Origin of the sequence: Roseateles oligotrophus (assembly GCF_014204525.1) — a bacterium.
Classification (GTDB): Bacteria; Pseudomonadota; Gammaproteobacteria; order Burkholderiales; family Burkholderiaceae_C; genus Paucibacter_A; species Paucibacter_A oligotrophus_A.
Genome location: NZ_JACHLP010000002.1, coordinates 176475 through 192085, shown reverse-complemented (window position 1 = coordinate 192085; position 15611 = coordinate 176475). Strand labels below are relative to the sequence as shown.

Below are 15611 nucleotides of genomic sequence, written 5' to 3'. Positions count from 1 at the left end.
GATGGGCTGAAGCTCCACATGGTATTTCTTGGTATTGAAAGGGCTTCCCCATGGGAAACAAGCTTTACGTCGGCAATCTTGCCTATAGCGTGCGTGATGACTCGCTGCACGAAGCGTTCGCGCAATTTGGTTCGGTGACCTCCGCAAAGGTCATGATGGACCGTGACACAGGTCGTTCCAAGGGCTTTGGCTTCGTGGAAATGGGCTCTGATGCAGAAGCACAATCGGCCATCAACGGCATGAATGGTCAAGACCTGGACGGTCGCGCCATCGTCGTGAACGAGGCTCGCCCTCGTGAAGAGCGTCCGGGCGGCTTCGGCGGCGGTCGTTCGGGTGGCGGCGGCTTCGGCGGCGGTCGCTCGGGTGGCGGCGGCTTCGGCGGCGGTGGTGGCGGCTACGGCGGCGGTGGCCGTTCGGGTGGCGGCGGCTTCGGCGGTGGTGGTGGCGGCTACGGCGGCGGTGGCCGTTCGGGCGGCGGTGGCGGCTACGGCGGTGGCCGTTCGGGTGGCGGCGGCTATTGATCAGCCCCCTGCTCGCACAGCGATTGAAAGGCGCCCTAGGGCGCCTTTTTCACGTCTGGGCTGACCCTCTTGTTCAGCGCTGCCAGGCCAGCAGCGCCTTGGCAAACAGCTCGGTGCCACGCGCCTGCGCCGGCGCTTCATCGGCCCGGCTCAGGCCCAGGCTGAACACCCGCTCAAGCCCGTCGCGGTGTTGATATACCAGGGAACGATGACGGGTTTTCTCCGCGTCGGGAAATAGTCCCAATTCGGCGCGCCGTTCGAAATAAGTGGCCTGATGAATCAGGCGGACCGAATCCTGTGCGCTTAAATGGAGAATTAGCAGAGTTTGACGATTGCGATCCGTCAAGCTGCGTCCGCCCTGCGGCGCGGCCACAAAACCCTCGCCCCAACGCTGCTCCCATTCCAAGCCCAAACCCCGCGGCAGGGGTATGCGCAACTGGGCTTCGAGCATGAGATTGGCGCCGCGCCCCAGACGGTCGGCCGCCACATCCAGGCGGCCACCGCTGTGGGCGCGCAAGGAATCCAGGCCCAGATGGCCCCAGACCTCGCTATTGCGCGCGGGGGCAAACCTGAAGCCGGGTTGCAGCTTGCGGTCTATCCACTCACCGCCTGGCAGGGTGCGAACCGCGTCGCTCAGGGTCTCGGATTGCTGCAGCAGCAGCTGCCACTCCAGCTCGTAGAGCGGCAAGCGCGACCACTCACCCAGCGGTGCCCAGTCCCGCCCCGGCGCGCGCCTGGCCAGATGCGCCGTCAGGCGGCGATAGCCGGCCTGGCTGACGAAGCCGTTGTCGTGGGCAAAGCCGGGGCTGACCTCCTCGAGATCCCACTGATTGCTCCAGTCCTCGCCGAGATGGCGCCAGGTGGCGCGCAGGCCCCAGTCGGGGTCGGTGATGGCGCGTGAGTAAAAGGCCGCCAGGGTGTGGGCATTGCCATCGACCAGGCTTTGCCCCAGCACATCGCCGCTCTCCAGAAAAAAGGCGCGCTTCTCGGGCAGGCTCAGCGCGTAGCGAGTGTTGCCGGGCAGCCGCTGGGCGGCCGCCTGCAGCTCGAAATCGGGCGAGTAGTCCACCGCATCGTCGGCGGCCAGGATCAGCCCGTCGGCCAGCACCCCGGCCGCGCTGATGCGGGCGAACTGGGCCGCACAGCAGCGCCAAGAACCCAGCTACCAAGCCATCTGCGCCTTGGCGAAGAGCTCGGTGCCATGGCTGAGGCCGCCGGGGCCGGCGTCGGCCCGGTTCAAGCCCAGGCTGAAGATGCGCGACAGCCCCTGCCGGTACTGGTACATCAGGGACCGGCGAGCGGTGCTCGCCTGCATCGCGGCCAGGCTCGCTTCCTCGCGGCGCTGGAAATACGTGTCCTGGCTGATCAGCCGGATTGAATTGCGTGCGTTCAGATGCAGCACCAGCAGCGTCTGGCGATAGCTGTCGGTGAAGCTGCGCCCGCCCTGGGGTGCGGACACATAACCCTCGCTCCACTGCTGCTCCAGCTCCAGCCCCAGGCCCCAGGGCACGGGAATGCGCAGCTTGGCCAAGAGCCACAGATTGGCCCCCGTCCCCAGCCGGTCGGCCTCCACATCCAGGCGGCGCCCCCACTCCAGCTCGGCCGTGACAAAGCTGAGGATGTCATGCGGGTTGGACTCGAAACCCAGCGTCAGGGTGCGCGGCGAATGCAGGTTGCCGCCCGATTTGGCGCGCAACTGGTCCAGGCCCAAATGCCCCCAGATGCCCGTGTTGCGCGCCGTGGCGATCCAGAAACCCGGCTGCACACGACGCTCGATCAGCTCGCCACCGGGCACGTCCTGGCTGGCGTCCCGCAAGGTCTGGGCCTGGGCCAGCTTGAGCGTCCATTCCAGCTCATAGGTCGGGAAGCGTGACCACTCCCCCAAGGGCGCCAGGCTCTTGGTGGCCAGCCGCCGGTGCAGGCTCAGGCTGGCGCGCCGGTAGCCGGCCTGGCTGACAAAGCCGTTGTCATTGGCAAAGCGCGGGCCGACGTCTTCGTAATTGAGCTGGCTGCTCCAGTCTTCGCTGCGATGGCGCCATCCCAACCAGACGCGGTGGCCCTGCTCGGCCGCCGCCACGCCATCCTCCGCATCCATACTGGTCTTGGTGCTGGACACCAGCAGGTGGCCGCGCAGCAAATCGCTGTCGCTGGCCGACCAGGACAGATCCGAACCCAGCACCCGGTTGAATTGCCCGCCGCCATAGTTGCGGTCCGACAGCAGCAGGCCCAGATTCAGCCCCGCCCATTGCATGCGGCCGCGCGCGAAGCTGGCCAGGGATTGGGCCGGCTGCACATAGCTGTCGGTGGAAAAAGCGTGGGCACGCAAGACCTGACCCCCGCCCGCATCGCGCAGGCTCAGAGCTGTGGCGTCCGCCGTCGTGCCGCGCCAGGTGGCGCGCAAACCCCAGTCGGGATCGGTGATGGCGCGCGAGTAGAACGCCGCCAGGCTCTGGTTCTGCCCCTCGTCGTCGGCCTTGGTCTGGCCCACCACATCGGTGCTTTCCAGAAAGAAGGGACGCTTCTCCTGCAGGCTGAGCGCAAAACGGGTATTGCCCGCGAGTTGCGGGGTGTCCAGCTCGACCTGGGAGAAATCGGGGTTGATGACGGCGTCTATGACCCAGTCTGCACGGGGCCGCCATTTCAGCTCGCCACCAATATTGAATTCACGCTGGCGGCTGTCGGGCTGGCCGGCCTGGCTGTCCTCGCGGCGGCGCGCCGTCAACTCGGGCCGCACGCTGAAAAAAGACCGATCCCGCACCTGCTGCTGCAACTCATCCAGACCGCCCAGCACCTGCAACTCGGCAATAAAGCTCAGGGCGTCCTTGGTCAGCGGGGCGCTGACATTGAGGGTGCTGGCCTCCTGCCGCGGGATATTGCGCACCACCATCATGCGCCAGGGCAGGCCGGCGCTATAGGGATAGCGCAGGGCCGCGAAAGGCCAGCGCAGTTCCACGCTATAGCCATCGGGCAGGCGCTGGGCGGCGGCCTCGATCTCGAAGTCGGGCGCAAAGTCCTCGACATCATCCTCGGCCGTGAACATGCCATCGCCGATCACGCCGGCCGCGCTGACGCGGGCAAACTGGGCCGAACGGCGCTGGCCCACCGGGTCCAGCACCACGGAGACAAAGTCCTGATCACGCGCCACGGTGTCACGGCGCTTCAGGGGCGCGCGAATCAGCTCCGGCGCCGGGTCATAGGCACGGATGCCGATAACCAGCGCGTCCTGCGTCAGCAGCACCTGGACCGTGGTGCGCCAGGCCGCCGGTTTTTTGTCCTCGGGCTGGAACTGCACAAACTGGTCGTAGACCGGCGCACGCTGCCAGACCGCCTCGTCCAGGCGCCCGTCGATCTGCGGCACCACGTCCTGCGGCGCCACGGACAGGGCACGCAGATCGGCCGCCCAGATCAGGCTGCAACTCAGGGACAGGGCCAGGCCCAAGCTTGTTGTTCTTTGTCTCATCGGGCAGGTTGGCGCAAGACTGCAAGTTCACGGGACGCGCTAGCGACCCTGTTGGCGCCGCCTTCCTCGTCCCTCCTGGGGCCGGATTTATCCCCACGGCCGATTCTGGCGCGGCAGCACGGGCCAGCGCCCTGTCAGTTCTGACAGCCTGTGCCACCCCGACAACTCACCCCCCAAAAGTAGCCCTTGACGGCCTGGCCCGGCCATGCATCGGCGGCGGGCCTAGCAAGTCTGCTAGCTGCCAAAGCCGGGCTTTGTCCCTAGCATTCGGCCCATCATGTCGAATCTGCAGGCCGCCACCCCCTTCCACGCCGCTGCGCTCTGCAGCGCGCTGGCGAGCGCCCTGCTTTTGGCCTTGATCGACCCGCCGGTGCCGCTGCCGGCGGCGGCGCACCAGCAGTTGGCGCAATACTCAGTGGAAAAGGCCCAGCACGGCGGCGCGGACGGCCGCGGCGGTCTTGTTGCTGGCGCCCAGCTTGCTGCAGGCATTGCGGGTGTGGAAGTTCACCGTGGCCTCGGCGACACCCATGATCTGGGCCGTCTCGGACGAGGTCTTGCCGTCGCAGGTCCAGCGCAGCACCTCGAGCTCACGCTCGCTCAGCCCTAGCGCCAGATCGCCTTGCAAGGCCTTCACCCAGACCTTGGCCATGGCCTCGTGGCAGAGATAGGACAGCCACTGCAGGCGTTCGATCTTGGCCGCCAATTCCTCGGCCTCCAGGGCCGGGCCGCCGCGCACCACGCTGAACAGGCTGGACATGCCGCGCATATCGCGGCGCGGCTGGCACCAGGCATAGCGCAGGCCGAAGCTCTGCGCCTCGGCATAGAGCCGGGGGTTGCTGACGAAGAGCGCGTCCGACCAGATGAAGGCCTCATCGCTCATCAGGCCGCGCTGCACGATGGGGTCGCTATTGAGAAAGCCCTGCTCCACATAACGGGCCTGCCAAGCGGGCGGGTAATTGCTGCACCAGACCACCCGCGGCGCGGCCAGGGGCACGGGCGACTTCATGCCGAAGGAGCAGTACTCAAAGCCCAGGGCCTGCACCTCGGGCAGCAAGGCCACAAAGGCCTCATCCTGGGTCTCGGCCGCGCGCACCAGGCGCAGCTGGCTGAGTTGCCAGCCCTTCATCGTCAGGACCCGCCGGCGCGGTGCTTGCGCGGCCGGCCGCTCAAGACGCGGTCGAACAAGGCATTGGGCAAGAGGCGCAAGAGCTTGGCCACCACCCCCATCTGCCAGGGGATGACGCGCCAGCTGGCGCCGGCCTGTATGGCTTGATAAGCCTTCTGCGCAAAGGCCTCGGGCTGCATCAGAAAAGGCATGCTGTAGCGGTTCTCGCGCGTCAGCGGGGTGTCGATATAGCCCGGGGCGATGGTGACGACCTTGACGCCAAAGGGCCGGCATTCACCGCGCAGGCTTTCACAATAGCTGATGACGGCGGCCTTGCTGGAGCAGTAGGCCGCATGGCCGGGCAGGCCGCGGATGCCGGCCACGCTGGCAACACCCACCAGGCTGCCGCTGCCACGCGCATTCATGGCCGCGACAAAGGGCTGGAAGGTGGCGGCCAGGCCGATATTGTTGGTGGCGTAGACGCGCTGCATCACCGCCAGGTCGTCGAAGATAGCCGTGTCCATGCCTATGCTGATGCCGGCATTGGCGATCACCACAGCGGGCAGGCCCTGGGCCGCGATGCAGCGCTGGCCGGCGCCGGCGATCGCTTCCACATCGCAGACATCGGCGCCGTAGATGGCGTAGCGCTCGGCCGCCAGGCCTTGTGCCTGGGCCCAGGCCTGCAGCTCCGCCGTGCGCCGCGCCACCAGGGCCAGGCGCCAGCCGCTGCGGTAGTACTGCAGGGCCAGGGCCTGACCGATGCCGCTGGAGGCGCCGGTGATGTAGACCAGGGGCGTATTGGAGGGTGTAGCACTCATGGCGGATTGGCTGGCTTGCTGCGCATCGGGCCGCGGGTGAATTGAGCACGGGTCTGGCCGCTGAATGTGAGCTTGCCGCTGAGGTTGTCGTACTCAAAACCCTGGGCCTGAATCTGGCCATTGGCATGGCTGATCTGCATGGGCAGATGGGAGCGCAAGACCTCGGTATTGACGAAGGCATGCAGGAACTCGCCGCGCATCTCCAGCTTGGGGTTGGCCTGGGCCTCGCCGCTGGGCAGCACATCGAAACGCTGCACATGGACGGCGCCCAGCAACTGGATCTCGCTGGCATCCCCATTGGCCAGGGCGCGGCCGGCGCTGGCCAGGGTCAGGCTGCCGTCGGCGGCCACGGCGCGCAGGCGGATGCCGTCGATCTCCAGCGTGTCGGTGTCGGGGAAGTGGCGCATCTCGCTGCCTTGCACATGGACGCGCAGCTTGCCGTCGGCCCCGACCCGCTGCAGATCGAAGTTACGCATGCGGTAATCGAACTCGTGGCGCAGCGGCGCGGCCTCCTTGGGCGCATCGGGCTTGGGCGTGTTCTTCAGCAACCACCAGGTAAAACTGGCCAGCAAGGCCATCAGGATCAGCGGCAGATAGGACGACAGCAGGGCCTGGATGCGCCAGCTCAGCGGCTGAGCCACATGGGGCGTGAGCCGCGGCCGGGCGGGCTGCAGGCCCGCGGGCGCGGGAGCGCCCATCAGGGTCGGCCTCCGTCCAGGGTGTCCAGATGGCTGTTCAGCAAGGCCTGGTAGCGGCCGCTGGCCTGCAGGATCAGATCGCAGCATTCACGCGCCGCGCCATGGCCGCCGGCGGCCTGGGTGATGTGGTGGGCCACGGCCTTGACCTCGGCATGGGCCTGGGCCGGTGCGCAGGCGAAGCCGGCGCGCGTCATCAGGGGCAGATCGGGCCAGTCATCCCCCATGGCCGCCACCTCGCCCCAGGCCAGGCCCAGGCTGTCCAGCAGGGGCTGGGCCACGGCCAGTTTGTCCTTGGCGCCGTAGACGGCATGGCGCAGGCCCAGATCGGCGACGCGCCGGCGCACGGCGGGCGAATCACGGCCGGTGATGATGATGGGGGTGATACCCGCTTGATCTAAGAGTTTGAGCCCATGGCCGTCCAGCGTGGAGAAGGCCTTGAAGCTCTCGCCCAGCTCGCTGATATAGATGCGGCCATCGGTCAGCACGCCATCCACATCGAAGATCGCGGCCTTCAGGCCGAGGCCGGCGCCCTGGGCCTTGAGCAAAAGTTCGGGCGGGAAACGCAGCGCGGCTTGCAAAGCGGCAGTCATCAGATCACCTTGGCGCGCATCAAATCATTGATGGTGATGGCGCCTTGCAGCTGTTGCGCCTCGTCCACCACCAGCACGACGGTGATGCGGGCCGCCTCCATCAGATCGGCGGCGTCCACGGCCAGAGCCTCGGCGGCAACGGTGCGGGGGTTTTTGGAGGCCACCTGGCCGGCGGTCAAATCGCGCAGGTCCTGGCCCTTCTCGACCAGGCGGCGCAGATCGCCGTCGGTGAAGATGCCTTGCACCCGGTCCTGCGCATCGACCACGATGGCCACGCCCAGGGCCTTGGCGGACATCTCGCGCATCATGTCGGTGAAGGGCAATTCGGGCGCCACGCGGGGCAGCTCGGCCCCGCTGCGCATCAGGTCGCGCACATGGGTCAAGAGCTTGCGGCCCAGGGCACCTCCGGGGTGGGAGCGGGCAAAGTCCTCGGGCTTGAAACCACGCGCATCCAGCAAGGCCACGGCCAGCGCATCGCCCAGGGCCATCTGGGCCGTGGTGCTGGCGGTGGGCGCCAGATTGAGCGGACAGGCCTCCTCGGCCACAAAGCTGTCCAGCACGATATGGGCATGCCTGGCCAGGCTGGATTCGGCCCGGCCCGTCATGGCCACGATGGTGACGCCCAGGCGCTTGAGCACGGGCAGCACGGCGTTGAGCTCGTCGCTCTCGCCCGAGTTGGACAGGGCCAGCACCACATCACCGGGGGTCACCATGCCCAGATCGCCATGGCTGGCCTCGGCCGGGTGGACGAAGAGCGCGGGCGTGCCGGTGGAGGCCAGGGTGGCGGCGATCTTGCGGCCCACATGGCCGCTCTTGCCCATGCCCATCACGGCCACACGGCCCTTGCAGCCCAGCACTGCCTGCACGGCGGCGACAAAGGAAGCGCCCTGGCGCGGCAGCAGGCCGCTCAGGGCCTTGGCCTCGATCTCCAGGGTCTGGCGGGCCATCTGCAGCACACGCTGCGGGTCGAAAGAAGGGTGCTGCGGGGAACTCATCGGGACAGTGTATCCGCCACCCTGCGGACGCACAGGCCTGCGCTACATTCGGCCCATGAGCAAGGCAAAACGCGTTCGCCCCTCCTCGCAGGCAAGCCCTGCGGCCACGCCCTCCAGCGCGCCAACCTCAGGGCTGCGCCGCCATCTGCCCTGGTTGCTGGCCGCCTTGCTCCTGCTGCTGGTTGCGGCCACCGGCCTGGCCTGGCTGCGCGGCCTGGGCGAGTCCACGGCCCGCCCAGCGACGGCCAGCAGCGAGCCCGGCTTGGCGCTGCCAGGTCATGCCGACTATGTGGACAACCAGCAATGCCTGGGCTGCCATGCCCAGCAGGCCGAGCTGTGGCGCCAGTCTCACCATGCCAAGGCCATGGCCGAGGCCACGCCGGCCTCGGTGCGCGGGGATTTCAAGGACCGCAGCTTCAGCCACCAAGGCATCACCAGCCGCTTCTTTAGGCGCGACGGCAAGTACATGGTGCGCACCGACGGCCCGGATGGACGCATGGCGGATTTCGAGATCAAGTACAGCTTTGGCTTTGAACCCCTGCAGCAATACCTGATTGAGCTGCCCGGCGGCCGGCTGCAGGCCTTGCAGATCGCCTGGGACACACGCCAGCAGCGCTGGTTCCAGCTGCAGCCGCAGGAAAAGACGCCGGCCGGCGATGTGCTGCACTGGACCGGGCGTTACCAGACGGCCAACACCATGTGCATAGGCTGCCACACCACCAACTACGTCAAGAACTACGACGCGGCCAGCGACCGCTTTGCCTCGCGCTGGAGCGAGAGCAATGTCAGCTGCCAGGCCTGCCACGGGCCGGGCCGCCAGCATATCGAGTGGGCCGGCAAGCCGCAGCAGGCCGGCGTGGCGGCCCCGCCAGGACTGGGCTTTCGCATGGATCTGCGCAAGGCCGGTGCCGCCCAGAACGGCGAACTCTGCATGGCCTGCCATGCCCGCCGTAGCGAGCTCGATGCCCAGCCCCTGCCGGGCCAGCCCCTGCTGGACCAGGTACAGCCCAGCCTGCTGAGCGCCGGGCTTTATCACCCGGACGGCCAGCAATTGGACGAGGTCTTTGTCTACGGCTCCTACCGGCAGAGCAAGATGTACCAGCGCGGCGTCAGCTGCACCCATTGCCACAGCGCCCACAGCGGCAAGCCCAAGCTGGCGGGCAATGCCTTGTGCCTGCAATGCCACGCGCCCGCCAGTCAGGCCAGCACCCCAGGCTTTGCCAGCGCGGCCGGCGATTACGAGCGCCCGGCCCACCACTTCCACAAGCCCGGCTCGGCCGGTGCCCAGTGCGTGGCCTGCCATATGCCGGCCAAGACCTATATGCAGATCCAGGCCAGGCCCGACCACAGCCTGCGCATCCCCCGCCCCGATCTCAGCCTCAAGCTGGGCACACCCAATGCCTGCAACCAATGCCACCAGGACAAGCCGGCGCAATGGGCGCTGGAGCGGATCGAGCAGTGGTATGGCAAGAAGCAACGCCCCCCCCATTACGGCGAGGTGCTGGCCGCCGCCCGCAGCGGTGCGGCCGAGGCCGGCCCGGCCCTGGCCGAACTGGCCGGCCAGCTCAGCCAGCCCGCCATCGTGCGCGCCACCGCCCTGGCCGAGCTGCGCCAGGCGGCCGAGCTGGGCCTGGACAGCAAGGCCAGCGCGGCCCGCGACGCCGACCCCGAGCTGCGCGCTGCCGCCGCCACCAGCCTGGAAAACGCCCCACCGGCCCAGCGCCTGCAAATCCTCACCCCGCTGCTGAGCGACCCCCTGCGCGCGGTGCGCGCGGCCGCGGCGCGCAGCTTGTCCAGCCTGCCGGCCGAGCAACTTCCCGCCACATTCAAACCCGCCCTGGCCGAATACATGGCGGCGCAAGAACAGGCCCAGGACATGCCCGGGGCCCGGCTCAATCTGGCCGCGGTGCACGAAAACCAGGGCCGGACGGAGTTGGCCGAGCAGCAATACCTGGGCGCACTGCGCCTGGACCCGGACTTCACGCCCGCCCGCCTCAACCTCAGCCGCCTCTACGGCGGCAGTGGCCGCCCCAGCCAGGCCGAGGCCTTGCTGCGCGCCGGCCTGCAGCGCCTGCCCCGCCAGGGCGAGTTGCACTACAACCTGGGTCTGCTGCTGGCCGAGGAGAAAAAGCGCCTGCCCGAGGCCGCCGAGGCCCTGGCCCGCGCCGCCGAGCTGCTGCCCGAACGCTCCCGCGTCTTCTACAACCTGGGCCTGGCCCGGCAGGCCCAGGGCCGGCGCGCGCAGGCCGAGCAGGCCTTGCTAAGCGCCGCCCGGCTGGCCCCCGCCGACCCCGACCCGGCCTATGCCCTGGCCCTGCTCTATGCCCAGGGTGCTGAGCCGGCCAAGGCCCTGGTCTGGGCCCAGCGCCTGCGGCGCCCGGGCCAGGCACCGGACCCGCAGCTGGAAGCCTTCATCGCCGAGCTGACGAAGAAGGCCGGCTGAGCCAATTACTGCGGCGCCTTGTTCAAGGCCTCGTGCACGAAATTGGACATATCAAAGCTGTTATTACCCTGCACCGGCGGGTAGTCGATCAAGGACTTCACATGCTTTCCGAGCATCTCCTTCATGGGCATGATCTGCCATGACACTTTTTGCATCAGATGGCCGTAAGAGTCGATGGAGTCATAGCTCTCGAAGGGGTCCATGCGGATATTGAAGACCCGGGGCACGGTCAGCGGCTTGACGTCGTCGTAGTAATTCTCCTTGGTGGAGAAATGCCACTTCCACGCGCCCAGGCGCGCCGCGGTCAGCTTGTTTTCGTAGTAATGGAAGATGTGATCGCGCGAGGAATCGGCCGCCTCGCCCTTCCAGTAAGCCAGGTTGTTGACGCCGTCGATGTACTGGCGCTTCTCCCTCATCATGCGCTCGTTCACATCACCCACGCCGGCGGCGGCGGCCAGGGTGGTGAACATGTCCTGATGGGCCTGGATGCCATTGAGCACGGAGTCGGGCTTGATCACGCCCGGCCAGCGCAGCATGGAAATCACCCGCACGCCGCCCTCGTAAGTGGTCATCTTCTCGCCCCGGAATGGGGTCGTGGCGCCATGCGGCCAGGAGGAATGCTCGGGGCCGTTATCGGTCGAGTACCAGACGATGGTGTTTTCATCCAGGCCATTGGCCTTGAGGAAGGCCAGCACCAGGCCGACGTCGTGGTCATGCTGCAGCATGCCGCTGCCATGCATATCGGCCTCGCTGGTGAACTTCTCGGCGGCATAGCGCCATTTGTCGTTCAAGCGCGTGTACAGATGCATGCGCGAGGTGTTCAGCCAGACGAAGAAAGGCTTGCCCTCGCCCTGCGCATTTTTCATGAAGGACAAGGCCTTGGGAATCACCTCCTTCTCGTCGAACTCCTTCATGCGCTCCTGCGTCAGCGGGCCGGTGTCGGTGATTCTCTGCTTGCCGACCCGGCCGAAGCGCGGGTCGACATTGGCATCATCGCTGCCCGTTGCAAAAGCATGCAGCACGCCGCGGGTGCCGAACTTCTTGTCATAGGCTTCCGTGTTGCCGGCATAGCGCTTGGCAAAGGCCTGGTAGTCGCGCTGCTCGGATTCTTCCTGCGTATTCAGATGGTAGAGATTGCCGAAGAACTCCTCGAAACCATGGACGGTAGGCAGGTGTTCATTGCGGTCCCCCAAATGGTTCTTGCCGAAATGCCCGGTGCGGTAGCCAGCCTGCTTCATCACCTCGCCCAGGCTGGGTGAGGCGGCTTGCAGGCCCAGCTTGTCGCCCGGCATGCCCACCGTGGTCATGCCCGAGCGTATCGGGTACTGGCCCGTGATGAAGGCCGCGCGGCCCGCGGTGCAGGAGGGTTGGGCATAGTGGTCGGTGAAGCGCGCCCCCTCCTTGCCGATGCGGTCGATATTGGGCGTGGTGTAGCCCATGGTGCCCATGCCGTAGGCGCTGACGTTCTGCCAGCCGATGTCGTCACCCCAGATCACCAGGATATTGGGTTGCTTGGCAGATTTGCTGGCGGCCGGCGCGGCGGTCTGGGCCTGAGTCTGGGCAACAAACGCCAGCGTCACGCCCGCCAGGCAGGCGAGCGTCAGTCTTCTCAACTTTTCCATGCTGTCTCTCTCCTTGCAGAGCACATCGTGATGCGCCGAGATCCACACTCGCTGGAAAACACCAAACCAGCCGTATTTCCCTGCTCCCCCGAGCTGGGTTGGGCAGGGCCCAGATCGGCCCCGCCCTGGAGACGTTCATCATGCATGTGCCGAGCCAGTCTAGTCAGCCTGCCAGGCGCCAACAAGACGGCAGCTTAGGGATGAAGCAAGCAAAAAGGGGTCCGTCAGGACCCCTTCAGACAAGCCAGCAATCAGCCCGATTTATGGGTAGAGGCCGCGCTCTTCACGCGCTTCCAGCACCCGGGTGCAGGCCACCACGAAGGCTGCGGTGCGCAGCGAGATGCGGTGCTGCTCGCTGGTCTCCCAGATGTGCTTGAAGGCGCCGGTGATGATCTTGTCCAGGCGGACATTGATCTCATCCTCGGTCCAGAAGAAGCTGCTGAAGTCCTGCACCCACTCGAAGTAGGACACGGTCACGCCGCCCGAGTTGGCGATCACGTCCGGCACCACCACGATGCCGCGGTCGGCCAGCACGGCGTCGCCGTCGGGCGTGGTCGGGCCGTTGGCGCCTTCCAGCACCAGGCGGGTCTGCAGGCCTTCGGCGCGTTCCTTGCTGATCTGGCCTTCCAGCGCAGCTGGGATCAAAACGTCGCTCTTGACCTTCCAGAAGTCGTCATTCGCGATCCGGTCGCCGCCCGCGAAGCCGCCCACGCCGCCGGTCTTGGCCACGTGGTCCAGCAGGTTCTGCATATCAAAACCACGCTCGTTCAAGATGGTGCCGGTGTGGTCTTGCACGGCCACGATCTTGGCACCCGCAGCGGCAAACAGCTTGGCAGCGATGGAGCCCACATTACCGAAACCTTGCACGGCGATGCGAGCGCCATCCATCTCGATGTTGAGGCGGCGCATGGCTTCACGGCCGATCACGAACACGCCGCGGCCGGTGGCCTGCACGCGGCCCAACGAACCACCCAAGGCGATGGGCTTGCCCGTCACCACGCCGGTGGACGTGGCACCGGTGTTCATCGAGTAGGTGTCCATCATCCAGGCCATGATCTGGCCATTGGTGTTGACGTCGGGCGCGGGGATGTCTTGCTGCGGGCCGATGATGATGCCGATCTCGCTGGTGTAACGGCGCGTTACTTTTTCCAGCTCCTTCATCGACAAGGTCTTGGGGTCCAGGCGGATGCCGCCCTTGGCGCCGCCGTAAGGCAGGTTGACGGCGGCGTTCTTGATCGTCATCCAGGCCGACAAGGCCATCACTTCTTCCAGCGTCACATCGGGGTGGTAACGCACGCCGCCCTTGCCCGGGCCGCGCGTCAGGCTGTGCTGCACGCGGTAGCCTTCATAGTGAGCGATGGTGCCGTTGTCCAGCTCGATGGGGATGTCAACGATCAGCGCGCGCTTGGGGCGGCGCAGGGTCTCGACCCAGCGGGCCAGATTGCCGAGATAGGGCTCCACCGCGTCGATCTGCGACAAATACGTGCCCCAGGGGCTGTTGCGGGTCGGCGAAACGAAGGACAGATTGGGCATGTAATGCTCCGTAACTTTTGATGGGGCGAACGGTATCAAGACTTGACCCCATCCAGCCCCAAAGTACCAAGCCGAGTGCACATGCGGCTATGCGGCTTGCGCATAGCTTGCCAATCGCCCAAAAATTCCGTGCTCACAAATGCCCCAGCACCCCCAGCTTTTTGGCGCGGCCCTCCAGGGCGCGGTAAAGCCACAGGCCCAAGCCCAGATAGAAGCAGGAATTGAGCGCGATCAAGCCCCAGACGCTGGCCGGCACGGCGGCGCCGGCCGCCAGGGCCTTGGCGCTGGCCGCTCCCAGGGCATAGGGCAGCAGGGCCCAGCTATTGACCGGGTAGGCCGGCAGCGCCACCAGGGCGATCAGCAGCGGGTAGGCGGCGGCCACCAGCATCTGCCCGCGCTTGATCATCAGCAGCAGACCGGCCAGCACATAGCCCACCCCCGTCAGGGCCGGCGCGGCCAGCAGGGCCAGGCCCAGCGTGGGCAGGTAGTGCAGCTGCAGGCGCTGCGCGGTCAGCAGCTCGATCAACCACAGGGTCAGCAATAGCAGCAACACACCGCCCAGCACGCGCCGGGCCGTGCGCAGGCCCAGCAGGGCTCGCAGGGGCAGGGGTGCCAGGCAGAGCTGCTCCAGGCCACGCTGCTCGGTCTCCTCCGCCACCTCGGTGGCCGCGCTGGCAAAAGCGGCATTGGCAAACATCCACAGGGCGAAGCCCAGGATCAGGCCGTCCACCTCGCCCGAGGCCAGGCTCTTGCCGCTGACCGAGAGCACGGCGAACAGCAGGCCGCCGAACAGGCCAAACAAAATGCCCATGCCAACCAGGGCCTCGACCCAGTAGCGGCGGGCCATGAAGAGGCCGCGCCACAACTCGTTGCGGAAATGCCAGCCCAGACGCTGGAGCTTGTTCATGCTTGACCCTCCTCGTCCTGCTCGCCCACCAGCTTGCGGTAACGGTCGCGCAGCGAGACGGGTCGTAACTCCATGCTCAAGCAGGCCGGCAGCTGCGGCTGCAGGCAAGCCAGGGCGGCGCAGGCCTGGGCATGGTCGCGCAGCGGCAGTTGCAGCAAATCGCCCTGCGGCAGCCAGGCGCCCAGGCCCTCGGGCAGCGCAGGCGCGCCCTGCGGCCCGGCTTGCAGCTGCAGGACATAGCCCGTCCCGTCTTGCAGGAACTCGCTCTTGCAACCGTCGTACAGCTTCTCGCCCCGGCTGATGCAGACGATGCGGGGGCACAGGCGCTCAATGAAATGCAGGTCATGCGAGCTGATCACGAAACCCATGCCCTGGCCCGCACCGTGACGCACCAGGGCTTCGAGCTTGTCCACCCCCAGCAGGTCCAGGCCCAGCGTGGGTTCGTCCAGCAAGGCCAGGGCGGGTTTGTGGATCAGGGTGCAGAGCAGGGAGGCACGCAGCTTGTTGCCGGTGGAGAGCTGGCGCAGCGGGGCGCGCACATCGGGCAGCTCCAGCAGCTCGGCCAGGGCCTGGAAATGCGCGGCGTCGAAGCGCGCCTCGCGCAGGCCGCAGAAGTAACGCGCATTCTCCCAGGTAGACAAGCGCTCGTAGCCGGCGCCACGCCCTTCCAGCAGCACACCCAGCTCGCGCAAGTGACGGTGGCCGCTGACGGGGTGGCCACGCCAGCGCAGCTCGCCCGCGTCGGCATCGCAAAGCCCGGTGGCCAGTTTGACGAAGGTGGTCTTGCCCGAACCATTGGGGCCCAGCAGGCCCAGGATCTCGCCCGCATCCAGCCGCAGGGAAAAATCCCGCAGCGCCTGCACCTTGTGTGCGCCACGCTGGTAGCACTTGCTGGCGTGTTGGAGCTCAAACAACATGG

The 15611-nt window shown here is 66.9% G+C and carries 13 protein-coding genes; 2 read left to right on the top strand and 11 right to left on the bottom strand.

The genetic code is table 11. The features are described 5' to 3' along the window. The first annotated feature begins 50 nt into the window (after window positions 1-50). Window positions 51-521 (top strand): RNA recognition motif domain-containing protein, encoded by a 471-nt coding sequence (locus tag HNP55_RS05475; RefSeq protein ID WP_184297008.1) that lies wholly within the window; start codon window positions 51-53, stop codon window positions 519-521. A gap of 73 nt (window positions 522-594) precedes the next feature. Here the strand turns inward: HNP55_RS05475 and HNP55_RS05470 are convergent, their stop codons facing one another. From HNP55_RS05470 to HNP55_RS05440, 7 genes are all read right to left on the bottom strand, one after another. Further along, the gene (locus HNP55_RS05470; protein ID WP_184297006.1) at window positions 595-1629 is read right to left on the bottom strand and encodes a hypothetical protein; all 1035 of its coding nucleotides are present in this window, start codon (window positions 1627-1629) and stop codon (window positions 595-597) included. A gap of 54 nt (window positions 1630-1683) precedes the next feature. Next, entirely contained in the window at window positions 1684-3960 is a 2277-nt protein-coding gene (locus HNP55_RS05465) for a carbohydrate binding family 9 domain-containing protein (protein ID WP_221439476.1), read from the bottom strand. A 433-nt stretch (window positions 3961-4393) separates the two neighbouring features. Further along, window positions 4394-5107: an autoinducer binding domain-containing protein gene (locus HNP55_RS05460; RefSeq protein ID WP_184297002.1), complete on the bottom strand. Its 714-nt coding sequence runs from the start codon at window positions 5105-5107 to the stop codon at window positions 4394-4396. A gap of 2 nt (window positions 5108-5109) precedes the next feature. Then, window positions 5110-5904 (bottom strand): SDR family oxidoreductase, encoded by a 795-nt coding sequence (locus HNP55_RS05455; RefSeq protein WP_184297001.1) that lies wholly within the window; start codon window positions 5902-5904, stop codon window positions 5110-5112. Next, window positions 5901-6602 carry an LPS export ABC transporter periplasmic protein LptC gene (gene lptC, locus HNP55_RS05450; protein ID WP_184296999.1) on the bottom strand — a complete coding sequence of 234 codons (702 nt, stop codon included), beginning with the start codon at window positions 6600-6602 and terminating at the stop codon, window positions 5901-5903. The genes HNP55_RS05455 and lptC overlap by 4 nt, the downstream gene beginning before the upstream one ends. Continuing rightward, on the bottom strand, window positions 6602-7192 hold the full coding sequence (locus HNP55_RS05445; RefSeq protein ID WP_184296997.1) for a KdsC family phosphatase: 591 nt from the start codon (window positions 7190-7192) through the stop codon (window positions 6602-6604). Before HNP55_RS05445 ends, lptC begins: the two co-directional genes overlap by 1 nt. After that, window positions 7192-8187: an SIS domain-containing protein gene (locus HNP55_RS05440; RefSeq protein WP_184296995.1), complete on the bottom strand. Its 996-nt coding sequence runs from the start codon at window positions 8185-8187 to the stop codon at window positions 7192-7194. The genes HNP55_RS05445 and HNP55_RS05440 overlap by 1 nt, the downstream gene beginning before the upstream one ends. 55 nt (window positions 8188-8242) lie before the next feature. Here HNP55_RS05440 and HNP55_RS05435 point away from each other — a divergent pair, with 55 nt between their 5' ends. Beyond that, window positions 8243-10630 carry a multiheme c-type cytochrome gene (locus HNP55_RS05435; protein ID WP_184296993.1) on the top strand — a complete coding sequence of 796 codons (2388 nt, stop codon included), beginning with the start codon at window positions 8243-8245 and terminating at the stop codon, window positions 10628-10630. Window positions 10631-10635: 5 nt separating this feature from the next. Here HNP55_RS05435 and HNP55_RS05430 read toward each other — a convergent pair whose 3' ends face one another. The 4 genes from HNP55_RS05430 to HNP55_RS05415 form a co-directional block, all read right to left on the bottom strand. After that, complete coding sequence (locus tag HNP55_RS05430) at window positions 10636-12252, bottom strand: arylsulfatase (RefSeq protein ID WP_184296991.1); 1617 nt, start codon at window positions 12250-12252, stop codon at window positions 10636-10638. Window positions 12253-12513: 261 nt separating this feature from the next. Then, window positions 12514-13785, bottom strand: coding sequence for a Glu/Leu/Phe/Val family dehydrogenase (locus tag HNP55_RS05425; protein WP_184296989.1), 1272 nt, complete (start codon window positions 13783-13785; stop codon window positions 12514-12516). Window positions 13786-13918: 133 nt separating this feature from the next. Further along, window positions 13919-14692 carry a hypothetical protein gene (locus HNP55_RS05420; RefSeq protein ID WP_184296987.1) on the bottom strand — a complete coding sequence of 258 codons (774 nt, stop codon included), beginning with the start codon at window positions 14690-14692 and terminating at the stop codon, window positions 13919-13921. Further along, window positions 14689-15609 carry an ATP-binding cassette domain-containing protein gene (locus tag HNP55_RS05415; RefSeq protein ID WP_184296985.1) on the bottom strand — a complete coding sequence of 307 codons (921 nt, stop codon included), beginning with the start codon at window positions 15607-15609 and terminating at the stop codon, window positions 14689-14691. Before HNP55_RS05415 ends, HNP55_RS05420 begins: the two co-directional genes overlap by 4 nt. Window positions 15610-15611 lie beyond the last annotated feature (2 nt).

Excerpts from the sequence above, each read along its gene's own strand:
- HNP55_RS05475 (WP_184297008.1), top strand. The coding sequence starts at position 51 with ATGGGAAACAAGCTTTACGTCGGCAATCTTGCCTATAGCGTGCGTGAT.
- HNP55_RS05460 (WP_184297002.1), bottom strand. The coding sequence starts at position 5,107 with ATGAAGGGCTGGCAACTCAGCCAGCTGCGCCTGGTGCGCGCGGCCGAG.
- HNP55_RS05455 (WP_184297001.1), bottom strand. The coding sequence starts at position 5,904 with ATGAGTGCTACACCCTCCAATACGCCCCTGGTCTACATCACCGGCGCC.
- lptC (WP_184296999.1), bottom strand. The coding sequence starts at position 6,602 with ATGGGCGCTCCCGCGCCCGCGGGCCTGCAGCCCGCCCGGCCGCGGCTC.
- HNP55_RS05445 (WP_184296997.1), bottom strand. The coding sequence starts at position 7,192 with ATGACTGCCGCTTTGCAAGCCGCGCTGCGTTTCCCGCCCGAACTTTTG.
- HNP55_RS05440 (WP_184296995.1), bottom strand. The coding sequence starts at position 8,187 with ATGAGTTCCCCGCAGCACCCTTCTTTCGACCCGCAGCGTGTGCTGCAG.
- HNP55_RS05435 (WP_184296993.1), top strand. The coding sequence starts at position 8,243 with ATGAGCAAGGCAAAACGCGTTCGCCCCTCCTCGCAGGCAAGCCCTGCG.
- HNP55_RS05430 (WP_184296991.1), bottom strand. The coding sequence starts at position 12,252 with ATGGAAAAGTTGAGAAGACTGACGCTCGCCTGCCTGGCGGGCGTGACG.
- HNP55_RS05425 (WP_184296989.1), bottom strand. The coding sequence starts at position 13,785 with ATGCCCAATCTGTCCTTCGTTTCGCCGACCCGCAACAGCCCCTGGGGC.
- HNP55_RS05420 (WP_184296987.1), bottom strand. The coding sequence starts at position 14,692 with ATGAACAAGCTCCAGCGTCTGGGCTGGCATTTCCGCAACGAGTTGTGG.
- HNP55_RS05415 (WP_184296985.1), bottom strand. The coding sequence starts at position 15,609 with ATGTTGTTTGAGCTCCAACACGCCAGCAAGTGCTACCAGCGTGGCGCA.